Below are 16,875 nucleotides of genomic sequence, written 5' to 3'. Positions count from 1 at the left end.
GACCCCTATGGCTGACGCCATGCCGATATGCAAAAGGGAGGCATCAGCCTCCCTTCTCTTTTACCTTGCGCCCGGTTTATTGGCGCACAACCCCCTGCTGGCACTCGGCGTGGCAGGGGCAGGTCACCAGATGATCGTTCACCATCCCCACCGCCTGCATGAAGGCGTAGCAGATGGTGCTGCCGACGAAGGTGAAGCCGCGTTTCTTGAGTGCCTTGGACATGGCATCCGACTCCGCTGAGGTCGCCGGAATGTCGCCGTTGCCCTGGCGCTGGTTGACGATGGGGGCGCCGCCCACGAAGCCCCACAGATAATCGACAAAGTCGACGCCTTCGGCCTCCAGCGCCAGATAGGCGCGGGCATTTTTGATGATCGACTGGACCTTGAGCCGGTTGCGGATAATGCCGGTATCCTGCATCAGCCGCGCCACATCGTGCTCGTCGAACTGCGCGATGCGCACCGGATCAAAATCCGCATAGGCGCGATGGTAGCTCTCGGTGCGTTTCAAGATGGTGATCCACGACAGCCCCGCCTGCTGGCCGTCGAGGCAGAGCTTGGCAAACAGCTCACGCGAGTCATGGACCGGCCTCCCCCACTGTTTGTCATGGTATTCGATGTATTCCGGGTCTTTGGTCACCCAGGCGCAACGCAACTCCATTCCCTCTCTCCTGTCATTTCATCCAATCCCCGGGGTCGATGCCAACCTGGGCGTAGGAGTGCCGAGAACCCCTCCCGCCCAGGCCCGGCGCAGCGCCATCACATTAATCCGCTGTAATTTCGCCTATTATCCGACCATGCCAGACGGTATACTCCTTCGGTTCACATTCAGCAAATCTTGCTCTGATTTCATTTCGCGCGAAAAAAATTATGCAAAAATTCGATGTCAAAACCTTTCAGGGCCTGATCCTGCAGCTGCAGGACTATTGGTCCCGCCAGGGCTGTACCATCATTCAGCCGCTGGATATGGAAGTGGGTGCCGGTACTTCTCACCCCATGACCTGCCTGCGCGCCCTGGGCCCCGAGCCCATCGCCTGCGCCTACGTGCAACCGTCCCGCCGTCCGACTGACGGCCGCTACGGTGAAAACCCGAACCGCCTGCAGCACTACTATCAGTTCCAGGTGATCATCAAGCCTTCCCCCGACAACATTCAGGAACTCTATCTGGGCTCCCTGAAAGAGCTGGGTATGGATCCTGAAATCCACGACATCCGCTTCGTGGAAGACAACTGGGAAAACCCGACCTTAGGGGCCTGGGGTCTGGGTTGGGAAGTGTGGCTGAACGGCATGGAAGTGACCCAGTTCACCTACTTCCAGCAGGTCGGCGGCCTCGAGTGCAAGCCGGTCACCGGCGAGATCACCTACGGTCTCGAGCGTCTGGCCATGTACATTCAGGGCGTAGACAGCGTCTACGATCTGGTCTGGTCTGACGGCCCGCTGGGCAAGACCACCTATGGCGACGTGTTCCACCAGAACGAAGTGGAGCAATCCACCTACAACTTCGAACACGCCGACGTGGAGTTCCTGTTCCACTGCTTCGAGCAGTACGAGAAGGAAGCCCAGCACCTGCTGGCACTGGAAAAACCGCTGCCGCTGCCCGCCTACGAGCGCATCCTCAAGGCCGCTCACTCCTTCAACCTGCTGGATGCCCGCAAGGCCATCTCGGTCACCGAGCGTCAGCGCTACATCCTGCGCATTCGTACCCTGACCAAGGCCGTGGCAGAGGCATACTACGCCTCCCGCGAAGCGCTGGGCTTCCCTATGTGTCAGCGCAGTGAGAACAAGCAAGGTTAAGGAACGGACATGGCACAACATACATTTCTGGTAGAGATCGGTACTGCTGAGCTGCCGCCCAAAGCCCTGCGCTCCCTGGCCGAAGCCTTTGCCGACAACCTCAAAAGCGAACTGACCAAGGCCGATCTGGCCTTCGGCGACGTCGAGTGGTTTGCCTCACCGCGCCGTCTGGCGCTGAAAGTGAGCGAGCTGGCTGGCGAACAGCCGAGCAAGAGCGTCGAGAAGCGCGGCCCGGCCGTTGCCCAGGCGTTCGATGCCGAAGGCAAGCCGACCAAGGCTGCCGAAGGCTGGGCCCGTGGCAACGGCATCACCGTTGAACAGGCCGAGCGTCTGGTCACCGACAAGGGTGAGTGGCTGGTTCACACCGCCAAGGTCGAAGGCCGTCCGGCCGTCGATCTGCTGGGTGAGCTGGTTAGCCAAGCGCTGGCCAAGCTGCCGATCCCGAAAATGATGCGCTGGGGCGACAAGACCATCCAGTTCGTGCGTCCGGTCTTCACCGTGACCCTGCTGCTGGATGGCGAGCTGGTTCCCGCCACCATTCTGGGTATCGACTCTGCCCGCACCCTTCGCGGTCACCGCTTTATGGGCGAGAGCGAGTTCACCATCGACAACGCCAGCCAGTACCCGCAGATCCTGCAGGAGCGCGGCATGGTGATTGCCGACTTCATGGCGCGCAAGGCCAAGATCAAGGCTGACGCCGAAGCGGCCGCTGCCGCCTTCGGTGGCGTGGCCGATCTGGACGACGCCCTGCTGGAAGAAGTGACCGCCCTGGTCGAGTGGCCTGTGGTGCTGACCGCCAACTTCGAAGAGAAGTTCCTGGCCGTACCGGCTGAGGCGCTGGTTCACACCATGAAGGGTGACCAGAAGTACTTCCCGGTCTACGACAAGAACGGCAAGCTGCTGCCGAAGTTCATCTTCGTCACCAACATCGAGTCGAAAGACCCGAGCCAGATCATCAGCGGCAACGAGAAGGTGGTTCGCCCCCGTCTCTCCGACGCCGAGTTCTTCTTCAAGACCGACCTCAAGCAGACCCTGGCCTCCCGCCTGCCGCGCCTTGAAACCGTGCTATTCCAGCAACAGCTGGGCACCGTCAAGGCCAAGGTCGAGCGCATCGAGACCGTCGCCGGCTTTATCGCCGAGCGTATCGGTGCTGATGTCACTCAGGCCAAGCGTGCCGGTCTGCTCTCCAAGTGTGACCTGATGACCAACATGGTCGGCGAGTTCACCGACACCCAGGGTGTCATGGGGATGCACTACGCCCGTCACGATGGCGAAGACGAAGCGGTGGCCGTGGCCCTCAACGAGCAGTACATGCCGCGCTTTGCCGGCGATGCCCTGCCGTCCGGTCTGGTTGCCTGCGCCGTCGCGCTGGCCGACAAGTTCGACACCCTGGCCGGTATCTTCGGCATCGGCATGCTGCCGAAGGGTGACAAGGACCCGTTCGCCCTGCGTCGCGCCGCCATCGGTGCCCTGCGCATCATGACCGAGAAGCAGCTGGACTTGGATCTGGTTGAACTGGTGGAAGAAGCGGTACGCGTCTACGGCGACAAGCTGACCAACCAAACCGTCGTCACCGACGTGGTCGACTTTATGCTGGGCCGCTTCCGTGCCGCCTATCAAGACGAAGGTATCGGTGCCGACGTGGTGCTGGCCGTACTGGCCCGCCGCCCGACCCGTCCGCTCGACTTCGATCGTCGCGTCAAGGCCGTCAGCCACTTCCGCACGCTGGATGCCGCACTGGCACTGGCTGCCGCCAACAAGCGCGTGAGCAACATTCTGGCCAAGGTCGAAGGTGAGCTGCCGACTGCCGTCAAACCGGAACTGCTGGTCGATGCCGCCGAGAAGGCGCTGGCCACCCAGGTTGCCGAACTGCAAGCCGAACTGGCCCCGCTGTTCGCCGCCGGTGACTATCAGGCTGCCCTCACCCGTCTGGCCGCCCTGCGCGAGCCGGTCGACACCTTCTTCAACGAAGTCATGGTGATGGCCGACGACGAAGCCCTCAAGGCCAACCGTCTGGCGCTGCTGAACAACCTGCGCAACCTGTTCCTGCAAGTGGCGGATATCTCTCTGCTGCAGTGATATTGGTTGGGTTGATTGATATTAAGAACGGCGCCGTAAGGCGCCGTTTTTTATGATACGTCATTAATTTATCTTGTTATTAAAAGTCACGTTCCACATTTGGTAGAATGGAGTCAAATTGATCATCAATAGCCTGTATTAACTCCTCTACCTTCTCAATTAATTCAATAATTGTTGCTTTTGATATCTCTAAAAGCTCCCCATGTCTGTCCTTTCCATTTCGATGAACCCAATCATGTCGTTGAGAAACTGCTTTATATAACACTCCGATATCTCTTGGAAACTCTATCCCATATGTAATCTTATACAATGGCACCGCTATAGACTTCAGTTTATGCCATAATTTATCGACTAAACTTGCCTTAATATCTCTTTTTATTTCCTCTAATTGTTTTTCTATCTCGGCAGGTGAAGAGAATAATCGGCTCATTGGGATGTTCTTACCTTTATATTCTTCACTTTGGCTCAAAAAATTAAAAATGAAACGAGAATCCCGCTCTAATGATGAAATAAAAGCTTCAGCCAGATATGTTTCCATTGCAGTAATAATATTAACTTGCAGCATGCCAAGCATATATCGCTCTTTTTTTGGAGCAACCTGAATCTCAAGCATTCCTCTAATATGGCCAATGCTTTCATTAAAAGACGTCAATGGACTAACATAAGAATAAATATCTTCATATTGGTTTTCCATCAAGTCTATGAACTGTTCATAATACCAGTCTGATTTATCTGGGTTTCTTCCCCACTCGTAATTTTCAGAGTTCAAGTCATCAGCAAGCTCTTCAATAAAGCGATCTTCGACATATTCAGAAAACATTCCAAATAGCTCTTCACCTGCATCATATGGACCACCATGTATATATTGATAGCCACCTTCACGGCCATTATATGGTAGGTCTATAGGGTCTGAATAATTTTCAAAAAACCATGCCCTCATCAATTCTATTTTATCTTCGTTAGACTTGTACTTTAATGAATCAAGGCGATATTTTTTGGATCCAATATATACAGTTGCATTTTTCTTTTGAAAGTGTTTAATCTTATCTTCCATTTTAACCGCCCCGACATGAAAATTAGCTTCATATTAGGCCCACTGCTTCGATTAGCGAAGCGTAATCGGATGTTCGCGTAAATGGATTCTCCCGCCATAAGGGCCAGCCGAATTCCCCCTCTGGCTGGCCCCCCTGCTGCACGGCAACAACCGCAATCAAAACCTCTCGTGCGTCCGATTACGCTGCGCTAATCGAACCTACGTGAGGCGGTGAGATATGGTGCATGCCGGTCGGTGCCAAACATCGAGAAGCCCAACATTGACCTTGGGTTGGCATAACGCCCCCTCATCCCCAAACCTTCTCCCGCAAGGGGAGAAGGGGGCAGCTCGTAGGTTCGATTAGCCGCCAGGCGTAATCGGACGTTCGCGTAAATCAATTCTCCCGCTATAACGACCAGCCGAATTTCTCCCTCCGGCTGGCCGCCTCTGTTGCACGGCAACAACCGCAATCAAAGCCTCTCGTTCGTCCGATTACGCTCCGCTAATCGAACCTACGATTCCTGTGCCAATGCAGCGACAATCTTTTCCACGCTCTGGGTGACCGACAGGGTGGCGCTATCCAGTACCAAACGCTCCCTGTCCCAGGGTTGATAGTCGCGATAGATCACCGCCTGCCAGTCCGGCAATGCCAACCCCTCGATATCCACCGTCCGGTTTTCGACCCGCTCGCGGTGCAGCTTCGGATTGGAGCAGACCACCTCGACATCGAGACAGGGCACCCCGACCGAAAGGGCGATATCGTGGTAAGCATCCCGGGTCAGCTGGATGGGGTTAACGGAATCCGTGATGACGATCGAGCCAAGTGCCAGGTTCTCTCTGGCCAGCCCATAGGCGACGAAATAACCGGCCGGCCCCATCTCGTTATCCGCCTGTTCCGCAGCACGAATGGCCTGCTCTATGGTATCGATGCGCAGGTAGACGGCGCCCAACCGCTGGGCCAGCGCTCGTGCGATAGTGCTTTTTCCGCTGCCCGGCAAACCACTGAAGATGATCAGCATGTTCCATTCCCGTGATAAAAGAAGAACTCGAGTCATAGGGTATCGGATTGCCATCGCGCCCACAGCGTCTGATTCAAAGCTGCACGGGATATGCCCGCCAGCGGGTTCTCTTGCTCGGCAGCCATCATCGAATACGCGCGAATATAAGCCTGCCTCTCTACCGATCATCCAAATTCATATGCAGGCTGGCTGATGGATAGCAATAACCAAAAAAGATATTTTTACGCCCCATTTCTTCTTGTTGTGACTCATCAATTAAGCTGTAGCTTTTACCAAGTCATACCTAAAAATAAATAATGCAGCATTAAAAATGCTTTGTTTTATATATCCAACCATCTTTCGTATCACCGCGATGATGAAAAATAGTGACATCCGAATTCAAAAACAAACCATTGAAAATCAATACTTTATCTCCAATTTAAAATAGACACCCCAAACAAGGCACTTGCCAAGCAATATATAAAATCAATATCAGACTTATCAGAATTAAATAGGCATGGCCTTTTCCACCTCTCCATTTTAATTTCCGCCATTCACCCAAAACACACAAATGGAGATGTGTAGAATGATAATTAAACAGAAGTTCGTTATGTTGGCCGCCTTGTCCACCCTGATGTTATCTACCAGTGCCTTGGCCACTTACCGGGTCGACGTGCAGTGTCTTGATCGGGTCATGTTGACCGATGTGCATGCCGGCTATATCAAATCGGCCAGTGGCGGCCCCGACGCCGGCAATGCGGTGGTGATTTCATGGGAAAAGAATTATGAGCAGGGCAGCACGAGCTTCCATGTCTTCAAAAACCTGAATGATTACCCCGGCAGGGGCATGTTCGAAATGGCCCTGCTGGCGCTGGATCGCGGCCTGCCGGTCAGTGCCTGGGGCAATGACTCCCAATGCTCCGGTGGGATTCATCAGTTGAAGATTACCCGCAGCGTCAACCCCTAATCCTGCCCGCGCACTGATTCGTGCGATAAAGGGAGTGAACACCAAGCCGGGCCAGGCAGCTGCGCCCGGCTTTAACAACCCGCTCGACCACTTGCCTTGCGCTGCAACATGCGAAGCAGCGTCGCCACGCATCTCACCTGTTCATGCCAACTCGGCCGGGACGATATCTCTGAGCCGGATAGGCAACCCACCGATTTGGGCATATCTTGTCGAGGCGGCTCTGCCAGGGTGACAGGGCCCCTTCACGAGGTGCAACGATGAAACGAGCAATCCAGGCCGCCCTGCTGGCCATCACCATGGTCGCCGGTGCGCAAGCTGCCGACAAGATCACCACTGTCCAGGTGCAGTTTGCCAAGGGAACCCACAGCGCCCAGCTCAAGGGCAGCTTCACCGGCTATGACACCATCCATTACACCCTGGTGGCCAAGGCGGGCCAGACCATGACGGTCAAGATCGGCGGCAGCAGCAACGCCAACTTCAATGTCTTCGCCCCCGGCGCCCAACCCGGCCAGGCCGAGGCGATCGGTCGCAACGATGGCGATGGTCAGTGGCAAGGCGCCCTGCCCACCTCCGGCAAGTACCTGATCCAGGTCTATCAGATGCGTGCCTCCGCCCGCCGCGGCGAGCAGGTGCCCCACACCCTGGCGGTCAGCATCCAGTAAACCCCGCCTGCGCGATGCCCGTGCAACCACCGTCATGCCCCATTCCGGGGTGGGCATGACGGCGGCCTGCTGGTAGGGTGGTGCCATCAATTAATCAACGACCGAGACCGCCATGCAACGCAAAACCCTGGCCCTGCTGCTGACCAGCCATCTGCTGGTGGGCGCCGCCGGCTTTGCGGCCGGCATCTATGCCCTGCCGATCCTGATAGCCCCACCCGCCCCCGCCAACGAGCAGGTTGCCGCCCGGCAGGCCCAGGCCAGCTTTCACGGCACCTTTCGCCGAGATCTGCAAGACAGCGACCGGCTGCACTGGGGAGAAGGGCAGGTCAGCATAGGGCCCGATGCCATCAGCCTGATGGGCAAGCTGGCGCCCGGCCCCGACTACCAGCTCTACCTGTCGCCCACCTTTGTCGAGACCGAGGCCGACTTTGCCAGTCTGAAGGAGAAGATGGTGAAAATCGGGCCGGTGAAGACCTTCGACAACTTCATCGTCCCCCTCCCTGCCGATGTGAACCCGGCCGACTACGACAGCGTGATCATCTGGTGCGAGACCTTCGGCCAGTTCATCACCGCCGCCCGTTACCGGCAGTAACTCCGCAACCGGGCTACTCACCATGCAATAACGGACACCCTGAGGTGTCCGTTATTGCATGCAGTTTCCTTGTAGGGAGCCAATTACTCGAGATAACCGGCCTCGACGCCGATATGGGCCAGGGCCGCCAGCTCCAGCGGGGTCAGCTGGCTGACGGAGTCAATCATGGTCGGCTCACCACGTGCTGATTCGGGCAGCTGGAGGCGCACCTTCAGCTCGTCGGTCAGGCTGCCCACCAGGTTGCCCATGCGGGTCAGGCGGGAGACCAATACGGCTTCCGGGCTGCTCTCGCTGTCGGCAAAGGTCGAGACCTGCGCTACCGCGAAGTCGCAGACGGCCTTGGCTCGATCACCAAAATCCCCCTCCAGCTGTAGCAGCACCTGTCGCGCCGCGCTGTCGTCAAGACGAGCCAGCTCCGCCTTCATGTGGCCGGTATCAAAGCGCAGTCTTGCCCCCGCATCGAGTCGATCCTCCGGCTTGCCGGCGGTCTGGTCTGCCCATGCCTGATCGGTCTGACCGGCAAACTGCATCAGGCCGCCCAGCACCAACCGCTGGTTGGGACGCGCCGAGGCAAGACTGTCGAGCGCATTGCCCAGAGAAGCACCATTGGCATCGCTGCCGCCCGCAAGAGAGAGCGCCAATGTACGCAGGATCTGCAGATCACCCCGGGTTTGCAGCTTGGCCATATGGGAGCCATTGATGGAGCCGTCGGCAATGTGCTGGTGCAAGGCATTGAGGTCATCACTGCTCAGGGTAACCTCGGTCGAAGCCTGACCCCGCAGCAGGTAGCTGGCCTGGTAGCTGATGAGCTCCAGCGCCTGCTTGTAACCAGTGGCCTCGGTCTGGCGTGCCATGGTTACGGTTTCGCGGGCGGCAGGCTTGGCCTCTCCATGTGGAGCCGCCGCAACCTCGGCATTGGTGGTGGCCGGCAGCGGTTCACCAGCGACCTCGGCCTTGACAGCGCGCTGCAAGTCGGCCACTTCCGCCATCACGGCGTGCAGCTGGCTCATCGCCTCCTGTAACTGCTCCGGGGTGGCACTGGAGATCAACTCCGTTACCTTGCCGCCCACCGTGCCCCACTGCTGGAGCGGGATACCGACGATGGGACGTTCAAGCAAACCGGCCGCCAAGGTTTGGCTCTCCTGCCGCATGGAGCCATCCTTGATCCCGTTCAGTGAGGTTGCCAGCGAGCGCAGGGCGCCATTGCCGGTCGCCAGCCTGGCATGTTCCTGTCCCAGCTGCTGTGCATCTATGTTATTGAGCTCGTTCGCCTTATCGAGGCCACCCAGGGTAAAGGGCAGCGCCTTTTGCAGCAGCAGGCGCTTTTGGTCGGCCAGGGAGAGGTTGTCTGCCGGCGGTGCCGAGCGGGCGGGCGCCGCGGGGCTAGCCCCCAGCAGATTGCCGATCCACTCTTTCAGTGCCACAAACGGACGGGCCAACTGGGCTCCCAAACGGGACAGCAGCCCCTCTCCTTTTTGCGGTTCGCTGCGGCTGCCCAGCTGAAGGGCATCCTGACTGGTGGCAACCTGACGAGCATCCAGCTGGCCGAACTTGCCAACCCCGGCCGCAGCATCACTGTGCTGGGCGACGGCCTGCAGGCCGCCAGTATGTGTTTGAATCTGCATGGTGTTTATCTTCTCGTGATGTTTCGCGCTCAGTCTAGGAGAGGCAATGGGGGCGGACTATCGCGATTGGTCGGGATTTTTGCACTGAATGCGACACGCCACCCAACTGGCCGGAAAGCTAAAAAAACAGAGCCACCATTAACAGTGTCGTCTGCGGTGAGCTGCTCTAATTGCACCATCACTAATTTGGAGCCCTCGATGAACTCTCTCTATCACGCCGCCCTCCACCAGCTGTTTCTTTCCCTCTCTCTCCCCATGCCAGCACAGGAAGAGAGCGTCACCAGCCTGCAGATCGGCGAGCAAACCTACCACCTGACCGAACACCCGGCCAACTACCTGCTGATGTTTACCCGCCTAGAAGCCGCCACCAGCGCACAAGCCGCAGCGCAGAACTTGTTCAGCCAGGACCCCTGCAAACCGGTTCTGGCATTCGATCCGGATAGCCTGACCCCAGTCCTCTGGAGCCGTCAGCCACTGCAACAGCTCGATCGAGGCCAGATCCATCATCAACTGGAGCAGCTGGTACACGCCGCCAGCGAGATTGGCGCGATCTGACTCGCCCGCAGCAGGGCCGTATGACCGACTGCTGACCACACCACCCACAGCCCGCTCGGGCTGCGGTTGTCAGCCAATAAAAAAGGCGCCATCAGGCGCCTTTTTGTACTCAACCAGACCACTCAGCTCGGTGGAAAGTGGCCACCTATGCTGATCACATTCACCTGCTGCAGGGTGCTGTTGATGGTAAAAGCGACCCTGTGCTCCTGGCTGAGGCGGATCGTGTAGATCCCTTTATTCTTGCCGCTCAACTGCTCGTAGTGCATGTCGCCCACCTTGTCGGCAGCATTCTTGGGATCGGTACCCCGCACTATCTCCCGGCGCCACTCATGGTACTTGCTCATGGCCGACGCCGTCACGGCCACGTGCTTGTCCTTGTTGTAGAGGATGCGGGGTTGCGAATCATCGATAGTCCATGCCATAGCCAGCTCCTATTTTGGCTCCAAAGAGAACCAAACTATAGTGCACGCCATCCCACTGGCGAGTCCGAACGGCACCAACCTGTCTGTCTGCGTCACAATTTGGAACGCAAAACGGCGCCATCAGGCGCCGTTTTTTGTCGCAGTCTGCCGGGGCAGACCGGGGTGGTCAGCCGGTGTAGACGGGCAGCATGCCCGCCATGTTGAGCAGGTGGAATGCTGCGGTCAGCACCCCGAACAGGAAGACGCCGGCGATCATCGGCATGCCGCCCGGCGCCCGGAAGCCCTCCTGTTTGTCACCTTGCTTGCCCTTGCCGGCGCGCACCTTCCAGGCCAGCAGGGCCGGGATGATGCAGGTCCACAGGGTGGCCACGGCGCCCGCGTAGCCGATGGCCATCAGGAAGCCGAACGGGAACAGCAGGGAGAGCAGCAGCGGCGGCAGGAAGGTGGCCGCCCACGACTTGGCGCGGCCGCCACGGCCGTTGTCGAACTTGAACAGATCCGCCAGATAGTCAAACACCCCCAGTCCCACCCCGATGAAGGAGGAGAGGATGGCAGCCATGGAGAAGAGGTTGAGGGCGCTGGCCACCGCCTCGGATTCGATCACCGAGGCCAGCGCCTTGAGCAGCACGTCGACGTTGCCGCCCTGCGCCACCACGGGGCCGAACTCGCTGCGCGGCAAGTTGCCGAACACGCTCACCAGCCAGATGAGGTAGAACAGCAGGGCGATGGCGGTGCCGCCGAGGATGGCGTAGCGGGCGCGGCGCTCCTCACCGTAGTAGGCGCGCATGGACGACACCGAGTGGTGATAACCGAACGAGGTGAGTGCCACCGGCAGCATGGCCAGCGCATAGGGGGCATAGCTGGCGTGCTCGCTCAGGGTATCGAACAGCAGGGTCGGCTTGATGTTGAGCGACAGGCCCGAGATGCCGAACACGAAGCTCAGCCCCATGGCGATGACCAGCACTACTGAGATGCGATCCACCGCCCGGGTGGAGTGCCACACCAGGCCGGAGAAGCCCAGGGTAAACAGGATTGAGCCCCATTGGCTGCCGATGCCGGTCATGCCGTCGATGATGAGGCCGGCCGAGGTGATGTAGGCGTAGAGCAGGATGCCACCGACGAAATAGACGGTGAGGTTGTTGAGGGCGTTGAGCTTCTCCCCCAGCAGTTCGCGGGTAACGGTATCGAACGACACGCGCAGCGGATAGCCCTGATAGGACTCCAGCAGCATCCAGCCGGAGAGCGTCATCACGATCATGGTCAGGGTGATGGCCAGCACCGACCAGATGGTCCAGGCGCCCGCCCCCGCACTCGGCAAGCCCAGCATGCCGGCCCCTACACAGACGCCGGCAATGATGCATGCCCCGCCCACCAACGATGGTTTCTGTCCCATTTACTTCTCCAAAGACGATTGTGGATCTGATCGCGACCGCGGACCGTTGCATGTGCTACGCCGGTTGTCATGGTAGATCGCGCTCATCTAGGTGCCGGCGCCCGGCGCTGGCTGCTTCGCAAGGGAAACAAGGTGCGCTCAAGGCGGGCTGCCGGCTCGACACGGCAGCAGGGCCGCCTGTCGGGGAAGGGACTTTACCCTGCTACCCCTCAGGTATCAAATGCGGGTGCATGTTCAGGCTGCCCGATGGACCCTTCGCAGACAGCCTGCAACTGGCTCTTCACTACTCAATGGGTCAGTTGCGGCAGCAGTTGCAGCAGCTGGGCGCGATCCGCCAGTGGCGTCTGGCTGACCCAGATCCCCAGCAGGCCGTAAGCGAGCAGCGGCAGCACCAGCAGCAACAGGCAGAGCAGCCCCAGCAGCTGGCGGGGAGCGAGCCGGCGCCCCTGCGTGCCCAAGTGCAGCGCATCGGCCCGCTTGGGGCAGGCGGCCACGCAGCTCAGGCAGCTGGTGCACTCGAGACTGCGCACCGCGATCAGCTGGTGCACCTGGATGCGCGACGGGCAGGCCCGGCTGCACTTGTCGCAGTCGTGGCCCGCACTGCGCAGGCAACGGGCCGGGTCACGGCGAATGCGCAATGGGGTCAACAAGCCGAGCAGGGCCAGCCAGGCGCCATAGGGGCAGAGGTAGCGGCAGAAGCCCTGGCGGAAGGTGGCGGTGAGCAGCAGCACCCAGCCAAGGCACAGACCCGAGATCAGGGTCAGGTTGAAGAAGAAGGCCCCCATCTTCATGTCCGCCGCCTGATGGTAGGGGCTGGTGAAGTAGCCGGGCAGGGTGGCGCTTGGCACCGCGATCAGCACGATAAACAGCAGAAAGGCGAGCACCAGAAACTTCTGGCCACGCAACACGACATCGAGCCAGCGCGGCGGCGTCCACTCCCCCGCCAGCCATCGGCTGCGCAGGCCGTGCAACCACTCACCCACCAGCCCGAGCGGGCAGAACCAGGCACAGAACGCCCGCCCCAGCAGCAGGGCCGACAGCGAGAGCACCAGTACCGTGACGGTGGCCGCCGGATGGTGTGGATCCACCAGCCCCTGTCCGAGCCAGGCCCGCAGCCCGAGCCCGCCGGCGATGGGCAGGAAGCCGTCCACCACGTCAGGGCGTACCAGCCAGGGGCTCATCCCCTGCCCCAGCTGCCAGACATGCAGGCCGTATTGCAGCGTAACCAGCCCCCAGCAGAGCAGCAGCAGCTGGCGCGTGCGTACCCGCAGCCACTGGCTGTCGAGCGCCTCGAGGGTGGGCAACGGCCGCCGCTGGTGCCAGAGGGCAAGCGCGCCGGCCACCAGCCCCACGCCGAACCAGAGCAGGCTGTCCGCCGCCAGCAACCAGAGCATGAGCAGCAGGCCGAGGGCAAGACGCCACTGCCAGCCCGATCGCGCCTGCCACGCCAGCAGCACCAGATAGACCAGGCCGGCGGCCATGGTCACGGCTTCGATCACGCTCATGTTTCCCTCACTGCCTCATCCACAACTGGCGGCAAGGATAACGGACATCTGAATTGATTATTTTGATCTGCATGGGCAGAGGGGGACATTTGCGCCCAATGCCCCTCCCCATGATTGCACCTTATGCCTTGCGGCTGTTGAACAGCGGCTGGTCGGATTCGGCCTGCTCGGCCCAGAAGTGGATGTTGAAGCGGGCATCCTCCGACAGCTCGACCCTGTGCCAATACTGGGGCGGGCTGGTGGCAAACTCCCCGGCCCGGATCACCAGGCTAACCTCGGGCTCCTCAGCCTGCTCGTCGGCAAAACCGTGATAGGTGACGGTGCCCTCCATCACGCAGAGCTGGCCGAACACTCCGGCCGCGGTGTTGTGGTGGGTGAGCAGGGCCTGGGGCACATTCTGGCGGGTGAAGAAGGGGGTGGAGCGGCGCACCACCCAGTGAGACGGAATCAGTTGCATGGCCATATCAGTTCTCCTCGAGTGGCCGGGTCGACCCGGCCGGTGCAATGAAAGGGGTTAACGGGGCAGCTGACGCAGCAGCGGGAAGGCGGCGCTCATCTGGTCGCCCCCCACCACGAAGCCGCACAGCTCGCCGGCTTGATCGCGCGCCTCGGCCACCATGCCGTGGCTGTTCCAGCGGCACTGCCAGGCGAGATCCTCGCCCTTGGTGCGGCCGGCCAACTGCAAGGGATAACGCGGCGTCTTCACCTTCACCAGCATGGGCGGCAGGGTCAGCGGGGTCGGCGTGCCAAGCAGGGTACGCGCCAGCGCATTGGCCCCCAGCACGATTGGTTGCAGGAAGGGGAGCAGCTGACCCTGCCACTGCACGCAATCCCCCAGCGCGAAGATATGGGGATCGCTGGTCTGCAGCCGATGGTCGACCAAGATGCCGCGCTCCACTGCCAGCCCGGCCCCGCGGGCCAGGGCCAGATTCGGCCGCAGGCCGATCGCGGCGATCACCAGATCCTGCTCGCTGACGCGCCCGTCACTCAGAGTGACGCGCCAGCCATCGCCCGGCTGGCCATCTATCCTGGCGAGACCTGTCCCGAACTGCAGGCTGACCCCCTGGCTGCGCAGCGCCTGTTGCAGCGGCTGGGTCAGGGTGGCGGGCAGCAGGGCGCTGAGCGGGCTGTCGGCCAGATCCAGCAGGGTGACCTCGCGGCCATCGCTCGCCATGTCCATCGCCAGCTCGCAGCCGATGAGGCCGGCCCCCAGCACCAGGATGCGGCGGGCCTGCTGGATTGCCTCCTCGGCGGCGGCATACTCCTGCTGGCTGTTGAGGGTGACCAGATGCTCGCTGCCCGGCAGCTCGGGGCGTACCGCACTGGCACCGGTGGCCAGCACCAGCTGGCCATAGGGGAACTCCCCCTGCTCGGTCAGCACCAACCGCCGGGCTGGGTCGATGCCGAGCACCGGGCTGTGGGGCAGCAGCGCAATGCGCTGCTGCTCGGCAAAGTCGCTGCCGCTAAGACGGGTCATGGCTGCGGCGGCGCAGCCCCGGCTCACCACGTGACTCAAGTCCGGCTTGTTGTACTCGTCGCCGCTGTCGGCGGTGATGAGGCGGATGGGCTGCTCGGCGTCCAGCTTGCGCAGGCTCTTGACCAGCTGCTGGGCGGCGAAGCCGCTGCCGATCACCACTATTTCCCGGCTGATGCCAGCGTCACTCTGCGTTGTTGTGCTCATACACAGGCCTCCACGGCGCAGGGTTCGAATACCTCCTTGCCGATGCCGCAGCCCGGGCAGAGGAAGCTGTCCGGCACCTGGGCCCAGGGGGTGCCCGGTGCCACCAGCTGATCCGGCTCGCCCTGGGCCGGGTCATAGACCCACTGGCAGACGGTGCAGAGCATGGCCTGGTCGTCATCCCATTCGGCGGCGGCCGCTGCGGCTTTCGGCTCAACAACAGGCATCGCGGGAACGGGGGTCACGGCTGTCTGAGTGGCGGTGATCGGACGGGGCGCGTCCAGCGGGTGCAGCGCCCACTGACGGGCGAGCTGGCGGCCGTGCTCGCGGCATTCGGCCAGCGCCGAGCCATCCGGCCGCCACTTGGCCTTGAGGGAGATGCTGATGTCGAAACCCGCGTCCATCAGCCGGGTCTGGATCCGGTCCACCGCGCCACCGGTCCAGCCGTAGCTGCCGAAGGCCGAGGCACGCTTGTTGCGAAAACGCAGGCCGGTGATCTCTTCGAGCATGCCCGCCACCTTGGGCATCATGACGTTGTTCATGGTGGAGGAGCCCACCAGTATCCCCTTGGAGCGGAACACCTGGGTCAGGATCTCGTTCTTGTCGTGGCGGGCCACGTTGTAGATCTTCACCGCCACGCCCGGATCCACCTCGTGGATGCCCTGGGCGATGGCGTCGGCCATCATGCGGGTGTTGTTGGACATGGAGTCGTAGAAGAGGGTGATGCGATCTTCCTGATAGTGGTCGGCCCACTCCAGGTATTTCAGGATAATCTGGGTGGGGTCCTCGCGCCAGACGATGCCGTGGGAAGTGGCCACCATGCTCACCGGCAGGTTGAAGCCGAGCACTTCCTTGATCTTGGCGGTCACCAGCGGACTGAAGGGGGTGAGGATGTTGGCGTAGTAGCGCTGGCACTGCTCCATCAGCTCGGTCTGATCCACCTCGTCGTTGAACAGGTGCTCGTCACAGTAGTGCTGGCCGAAGGCGTCGTTGGAGAATAGCACCGCGTCCTCGGTCATATAGGTCATCATGCTGTCTGGCCAGTGCAGCATGGGGGTCTCGATGAATACCAGCTGCTTGCCGTTGCCGATGTCCAGGCTGTCACCTGTCTTGACCGGGTGGAAGTTCCACTCCGGGTGGTGATGATGGCCGGTGATGGAGTCGATGGCGTTGTGGGTGCAGTAGATGGGGGTGCCGGGGATGCGGGCCATCAGCTCGGTCAGGGCGCCGGCGTGATCCTCCTCGGCGTGGTTGATCACCACATAGTCGATGGCGGCGAGATCGATCTCCGCCGCCAGGTTCTGCACGAACTCGCGGCTGAACTTGTGATCGACGGTGTCGATCAGCACGTTCTTCCCTTCGCGGATGAGATAGCTGTTGTAGCTGGTGCCCTTGTGGGTCTTGTACTCGGTACCGTGGAAGTCGCGTACCTCCCAGTCCCGTTGGCCGACCCAGTGGATGTTGTTCTTGACGTGAATGCTCATCAGGCAGTTCCTCGGATGCAATAGTGTATGTTCGACTGAACCAGCTGTTGCAGCAGACGTGCCAACCTATAACCCATTGTTTTTATTGGTA

At 60.4% G+C, this 16,875-nt stretch carries 16 protein-coding genes; 6 read left to right on the top strand and 10 right to left on the bottom strand.

All coding sequences use genetic code 11. From position 1 onward, the window contains the following. Window positions 1–76: 76 nt before the first annotated feature. The gene (locus E5E96_RS07790) at window positions 77–658 is read right to left on the bottom strand and encodes a DNA-3-methyladenine glycosylase I (protein ID WP_171281876.1); all 582 of its coding nucleotides are present in this window, start codon (window positions 656–658) and stop codon (window positions 77–79) included. A 209-nt stretch (window positions 659–867) separates the two neighbouring features. On the opposite strand from E5E96_RS07790, the gene glyQ reads away from it, so the two are divergent. Both glyQ and glyS read left to right on the top strand, forming a co-directional pair. Then, window positions 868–1,791 carry a glycine--tRNA ligase subunit alpha gene (gene glyQ / locus E5E96_RS07785; RefSeq protein ID WP_016348984.1) on the top strand — a complete coding sequence of 308 codons (924 nt, stop codon included), beginning with the start codon at window positions 868–870 and terminating at the stop codon, window positions 1,789–1,791. Window positions 1,792–1,800: 9 nt separating this feature from the next. After that, a complete protein-coding gene (gene glyS, locus E5E96_RS07780) occupies window positions 1,801–3,870 on the top strand; it encodes a glycine--tRNA ligase subunit beta (RefSeq protein WP_171281875.1) in 2,070 nt (689 codons plus the stop codon). A gap of 79 nt (window positions 3,871–3,949) precedes the next feature. Here the strand turns inward: glyS and E5E96_RS07775 are convergent, their stop codons facing one another. Continuing rightward, window positions 3,950–4,924 (bottom strand): hypothetical protein, encoded by a 975-nt coding sequence (locus tag E5E96_RS07775; protein WP_171281874.1) that lies wholly within the window; start codon window positions 4,922–4,924, stop codon window positions 3,950–3,952. A 491-nt stretch (window positions 4,925–5,415) separates the two neighbouring features. After that, window positions 5,416–5,922, bottom strand: coding sequence for an AAA family ATPase (locus E5E96_RS07770; protein WP_171281873.1), 507 nt, complete (start codon window positions 5,920–5,922; stop codon window positions 5,416–5,418). A 565-nt stretch (window positions 5,923–6,487) separates the two neighbouring features. On the opposite strand from E5E96_RS07770, the gene E5E96_RS07765 reads away from it, so the two are divergent. From E5E96_RS07765 to E5E96_RS07755, 3 genes are all read left to right on the top strand, one after another. Then, window positions 6,488–6,868, top strand: a complete 381-nt coding sequence (locus tag E5E96_RS07765) for a hypothetical protein (protein ID WP_017410846.1) — start codon at window positions 6,488–6,490, stop codon at window positions 6,866–6,868. 257 nt (window positions 6,869–7,125) lie between these two features. Continuing rightward, window positions 7,126–7,530, top strand: a complete 405-nt coding sequence (locus E5E96_RS07760; RefSeq protein ID WP_171281872.1) for a g-type lysozyme inhibitor — start codon at window positions 7,126–7,128, stop codon at window positions 7,528–7,530. A 112-nt stretch (window positions 7,531–7,642) separates the two neighbouring features. After that, window positions 7,643–8,122, top strand: coding sequence for a DM13 domain-containing protein (locus E5E96_RS07755; RefSeq protein ID WP_171281871.1), 480 nt, complete (start codon window positions 7,643–7,645; stop codon window positions 8,120–8,122). 83 nt (window positions 8,123–8,205) lie between these two features. On the opposite strand, the gene E5E96_RS07750 is transcribed toward E5E96_RS07755, so the two are convergent. Then, the gene (locus E5E96_RS07750) at window positions 8,206–9,747 is read right to left on the bottom strand and encodes an AexT-like T3SS ADP-ribosyltransferase toxin (RefSeq protein WP_171281870.1); all 1,542 of its coding nucleotides are present in this window, start codon (window positions 9,745–9,747) and stop codon (window positions 8,206–8,208) included. Window positions 9,748–9,945: 198 nt separating this feature from the next. Here E5E96_RS07750 and E5E96_RS07745 point away from each other — a divergent pair, with 198 nt between their 5' ends. Continuing rightward, window positions 9,946–10,302, top strand: a complete 357-nt coding sequence (locus tag E5E96_RS07745; protein ID WP_029302611.1) for a CesT family type III secretion system chaperone — start codon at window positions 9,946–9,948, stop codon at window positions 10,300–10,302. Window positions 10,303–10,424: 122 nt separating this feature from the next. Here the strand turns inward: E5E96_RS07745 and E5E96_RS07740 are convergent, their stop codons facing one another. The 6 genes from E5E96_RS07740 to norV all read right to left on the bottom strand — a co-directional run bounded on the left by E5E96_RS07740 (window position 10,425) and on the right by norV (window position 16,784). Continuing rightward, the gene (locus E5E96_RS07740; RefSeq protein ID WP_017410841.1) at window positions 10,425–10,724 is read right to left on the bottom strand and encodes a hypothetical protein; all 300 of its coding nucleotides are present in this window, start codon (window positions 10,722–10,724) and stop codon (window positions 10,425–10,427) included. A 166-nt stretch (window positions 10,725–10,890) separates the two neighbouring features. Then, window positions 10,891–12,117 (bottom strand): aromatic amino acid transporter, encoded by a 1,227-nt coding sequence (locus tag E5E96_RS07735; RefSeq protein WP_043168070.1) that lies wholly within the window; start codon window positions 12,115–12,117, stop codon window positions 10,891–10,893. A 287-nt stretch (window positions 12,118–12,404) separates the two neighbouring features. Beyond that, the gene (locus E5E96_RS07730; RefSeq protein WP_171281869.1) at window positions 12,405–13,622 is read right to left on the bottom strand and encodes a 4Fe-4S binding protein; all 1,218 of its coding nucleotides are present in this window, start codon (window positions 13,620–13,622) and stop codon (window positions 12,405–12,407) included. Between the two features lie 121 nt (window positions 13,623–13,743). Next, complete coding sequence (locus E5E96_RS07725; protein WP_019840749.1) at window positions 13,744–14,085, bottom strand: DUF1971 domain-containing protein; 342 nt, start codon at window positions 14,083–14,085, stop codon at window positions 13,744–13,746. Window positions 14,086–14,136: 51 nt separating this feature from the next. Beyond that, on the bottom strand, window positions 14,137–15,303 hold the full coding sequence (gene norW / locus E5E96_RS07720) for an NADH:flavorubredoxin reductase NorW (RefSeq protein WP_171281868.1): 1,167 nt from the start codon (window positions 15,301–15,303) through the stop codon (window positions 14,137–14,139). After that, window positions 15,300–16,784 carry an anaerobic nitric oxide reductase flavorubredoxin gene (norV, locus tag E5E96_RS07715; RefSeq protein ID WP_171281867.1) on the bottom strand — a complete coding sequence of 495 codons (1,485 nt, stop codon included), beginning with the start codon at window positions 16,782–16,784 and terminating at the stop codon, window positions 15,300–15,302. The genes norW and norV overlap by 4 nt, the downstream gene beginning before the upstream one ends. Window positions 16,785–16,875: the final 91 nt, after the last annotated feature.

It is taken from the genome of Aeromonas sp. 1805 (assembly GCF_013085525.1).
GTDB classification, from domain to species: Bacteria; Pseudomonadota; Gammaproteobacteria; order Enterobacterales; family Aeromonadaceae; genus Aeromonas; species Aeromonas hydrophila.
Note: the sequence above shows the minus strand (reverse complement) of the source record. Positions and strands in the feature narration are given on the sequence as shown.

Excerpts from the sequence above, each read along its gene's own strand:
- E5E96_RS07750 (WP_171281870.1), bottom strand. The coding sequence starts at position 9,747 with ATGCAGATTCAAACACATACTGGCGGCCTGCAGGCCGTCGCCCAGCAC.
- E5E96_RS07745 (WP_029302611.1), top strand. The coding sequence starts at position 9,946 with ATGAACTCTCTCTATCACGCCGCCCTCCACCAGCTGTTTCTTTCCCTC.
- norW (WP_171281868.1), bottom strand. The coding sequence starts at position 15,303 with ATGAGCACAACAACGCAGAGTGACGCTGGCATCAGCCGGGAAATAGTG.
- E5E96_RS07740 (WP_017410841.1), bottom strand. The coding sequence starts at position 10,724 with ATGGCATGGACTATCGATGATTCGCAACCCCGCATCCTCTACAACAAG.
- E5E96_RS07790 (WP_171281876.1), bottom strand. The coding sequence starts at position 658 with ATGGAGTTGCGTTGCGCCTGGGTGACCAAAGACCCGGAATACATCGAA.
- glyS (WP_171281875.1), top strand. The coding sequence starts at position 1,801 with ATGGCACAACATACATTTCTGGTAGAGATCGGTACTGCTGAGCTGCCG.
- E5E96_RS07725 (WP_019840749.1), bottom strand. The coding sequence starts at position 14,085 with ATGGCCATGCAACTGATTCCGTCTCACTGGGTGGTGCGCCGCTCCACC.
- glyQ (WP_016348984.1), top strand. The coding sequence starts at position 868 with ATGCAAAAATTCGATGTCAAAACCTTTCAGGGCCTGATCCTGCAGCTG.
- norV (WP_171281867.1), bottom strand. The coding sequence starts at position 16,784 with ATGAGCATTCACGTCAAGAACAACATCCACTGGGTCGGCCAACGGGAC.
- E5E96_RS07755 (WP_171281871.1), top strand. The coding sequence starts at position 7,643 with ATGCAACGCAAAACCCTGGCCCTGCTGCTGACCAGCCATCTGCTGGTG.
- E5E96_RS07775 (WP_171281874.1), bottom strand. The coding sequence starts at position 4,924 with ATGGAAGATAAGATTAAACACTTTCAAAAGAAAAATGCAACTGTATAT.
- E5E96_RS07730 (WP_171281869.1), bottom strand. The coding sequence starts at position 13,622 with ATGAGCGTGATCGAAGCCGTGACCATGGCCGCCGGCCTGGTCTATCTG.
- E5E96_RS07770 (WP_171281873.1), bottom strand. The coding sequence starts at position 5,922 with ATGCTGATCATCTTCAGTGGTTTGCCGGGCAGCGGAAAAAGCACTATC.
- E5E96_RS07765 (WP_017410846.1), top strand. The coding sequence starts at position 6,488 with ATGATAATTAAACAGAAGTTCGTTATGTTGGCCGCCTTGTCCACCCTG.
- E5E96_RS07735 (WP_043168070.1), bottom strand. The coding sequence starts at position 12,117 with ATGGGACAGAAACCATCGTTGGTGGGCGGGGCATGCATCATTGCCGGC.
- E5E96_RS07760 (WP_171281872.1), top strand. The coding sequence starts at position 7,126 with ATGAAACGAGCAATCCAGGCCGCCCTGCTGGCCATCACCATGGTCGCC.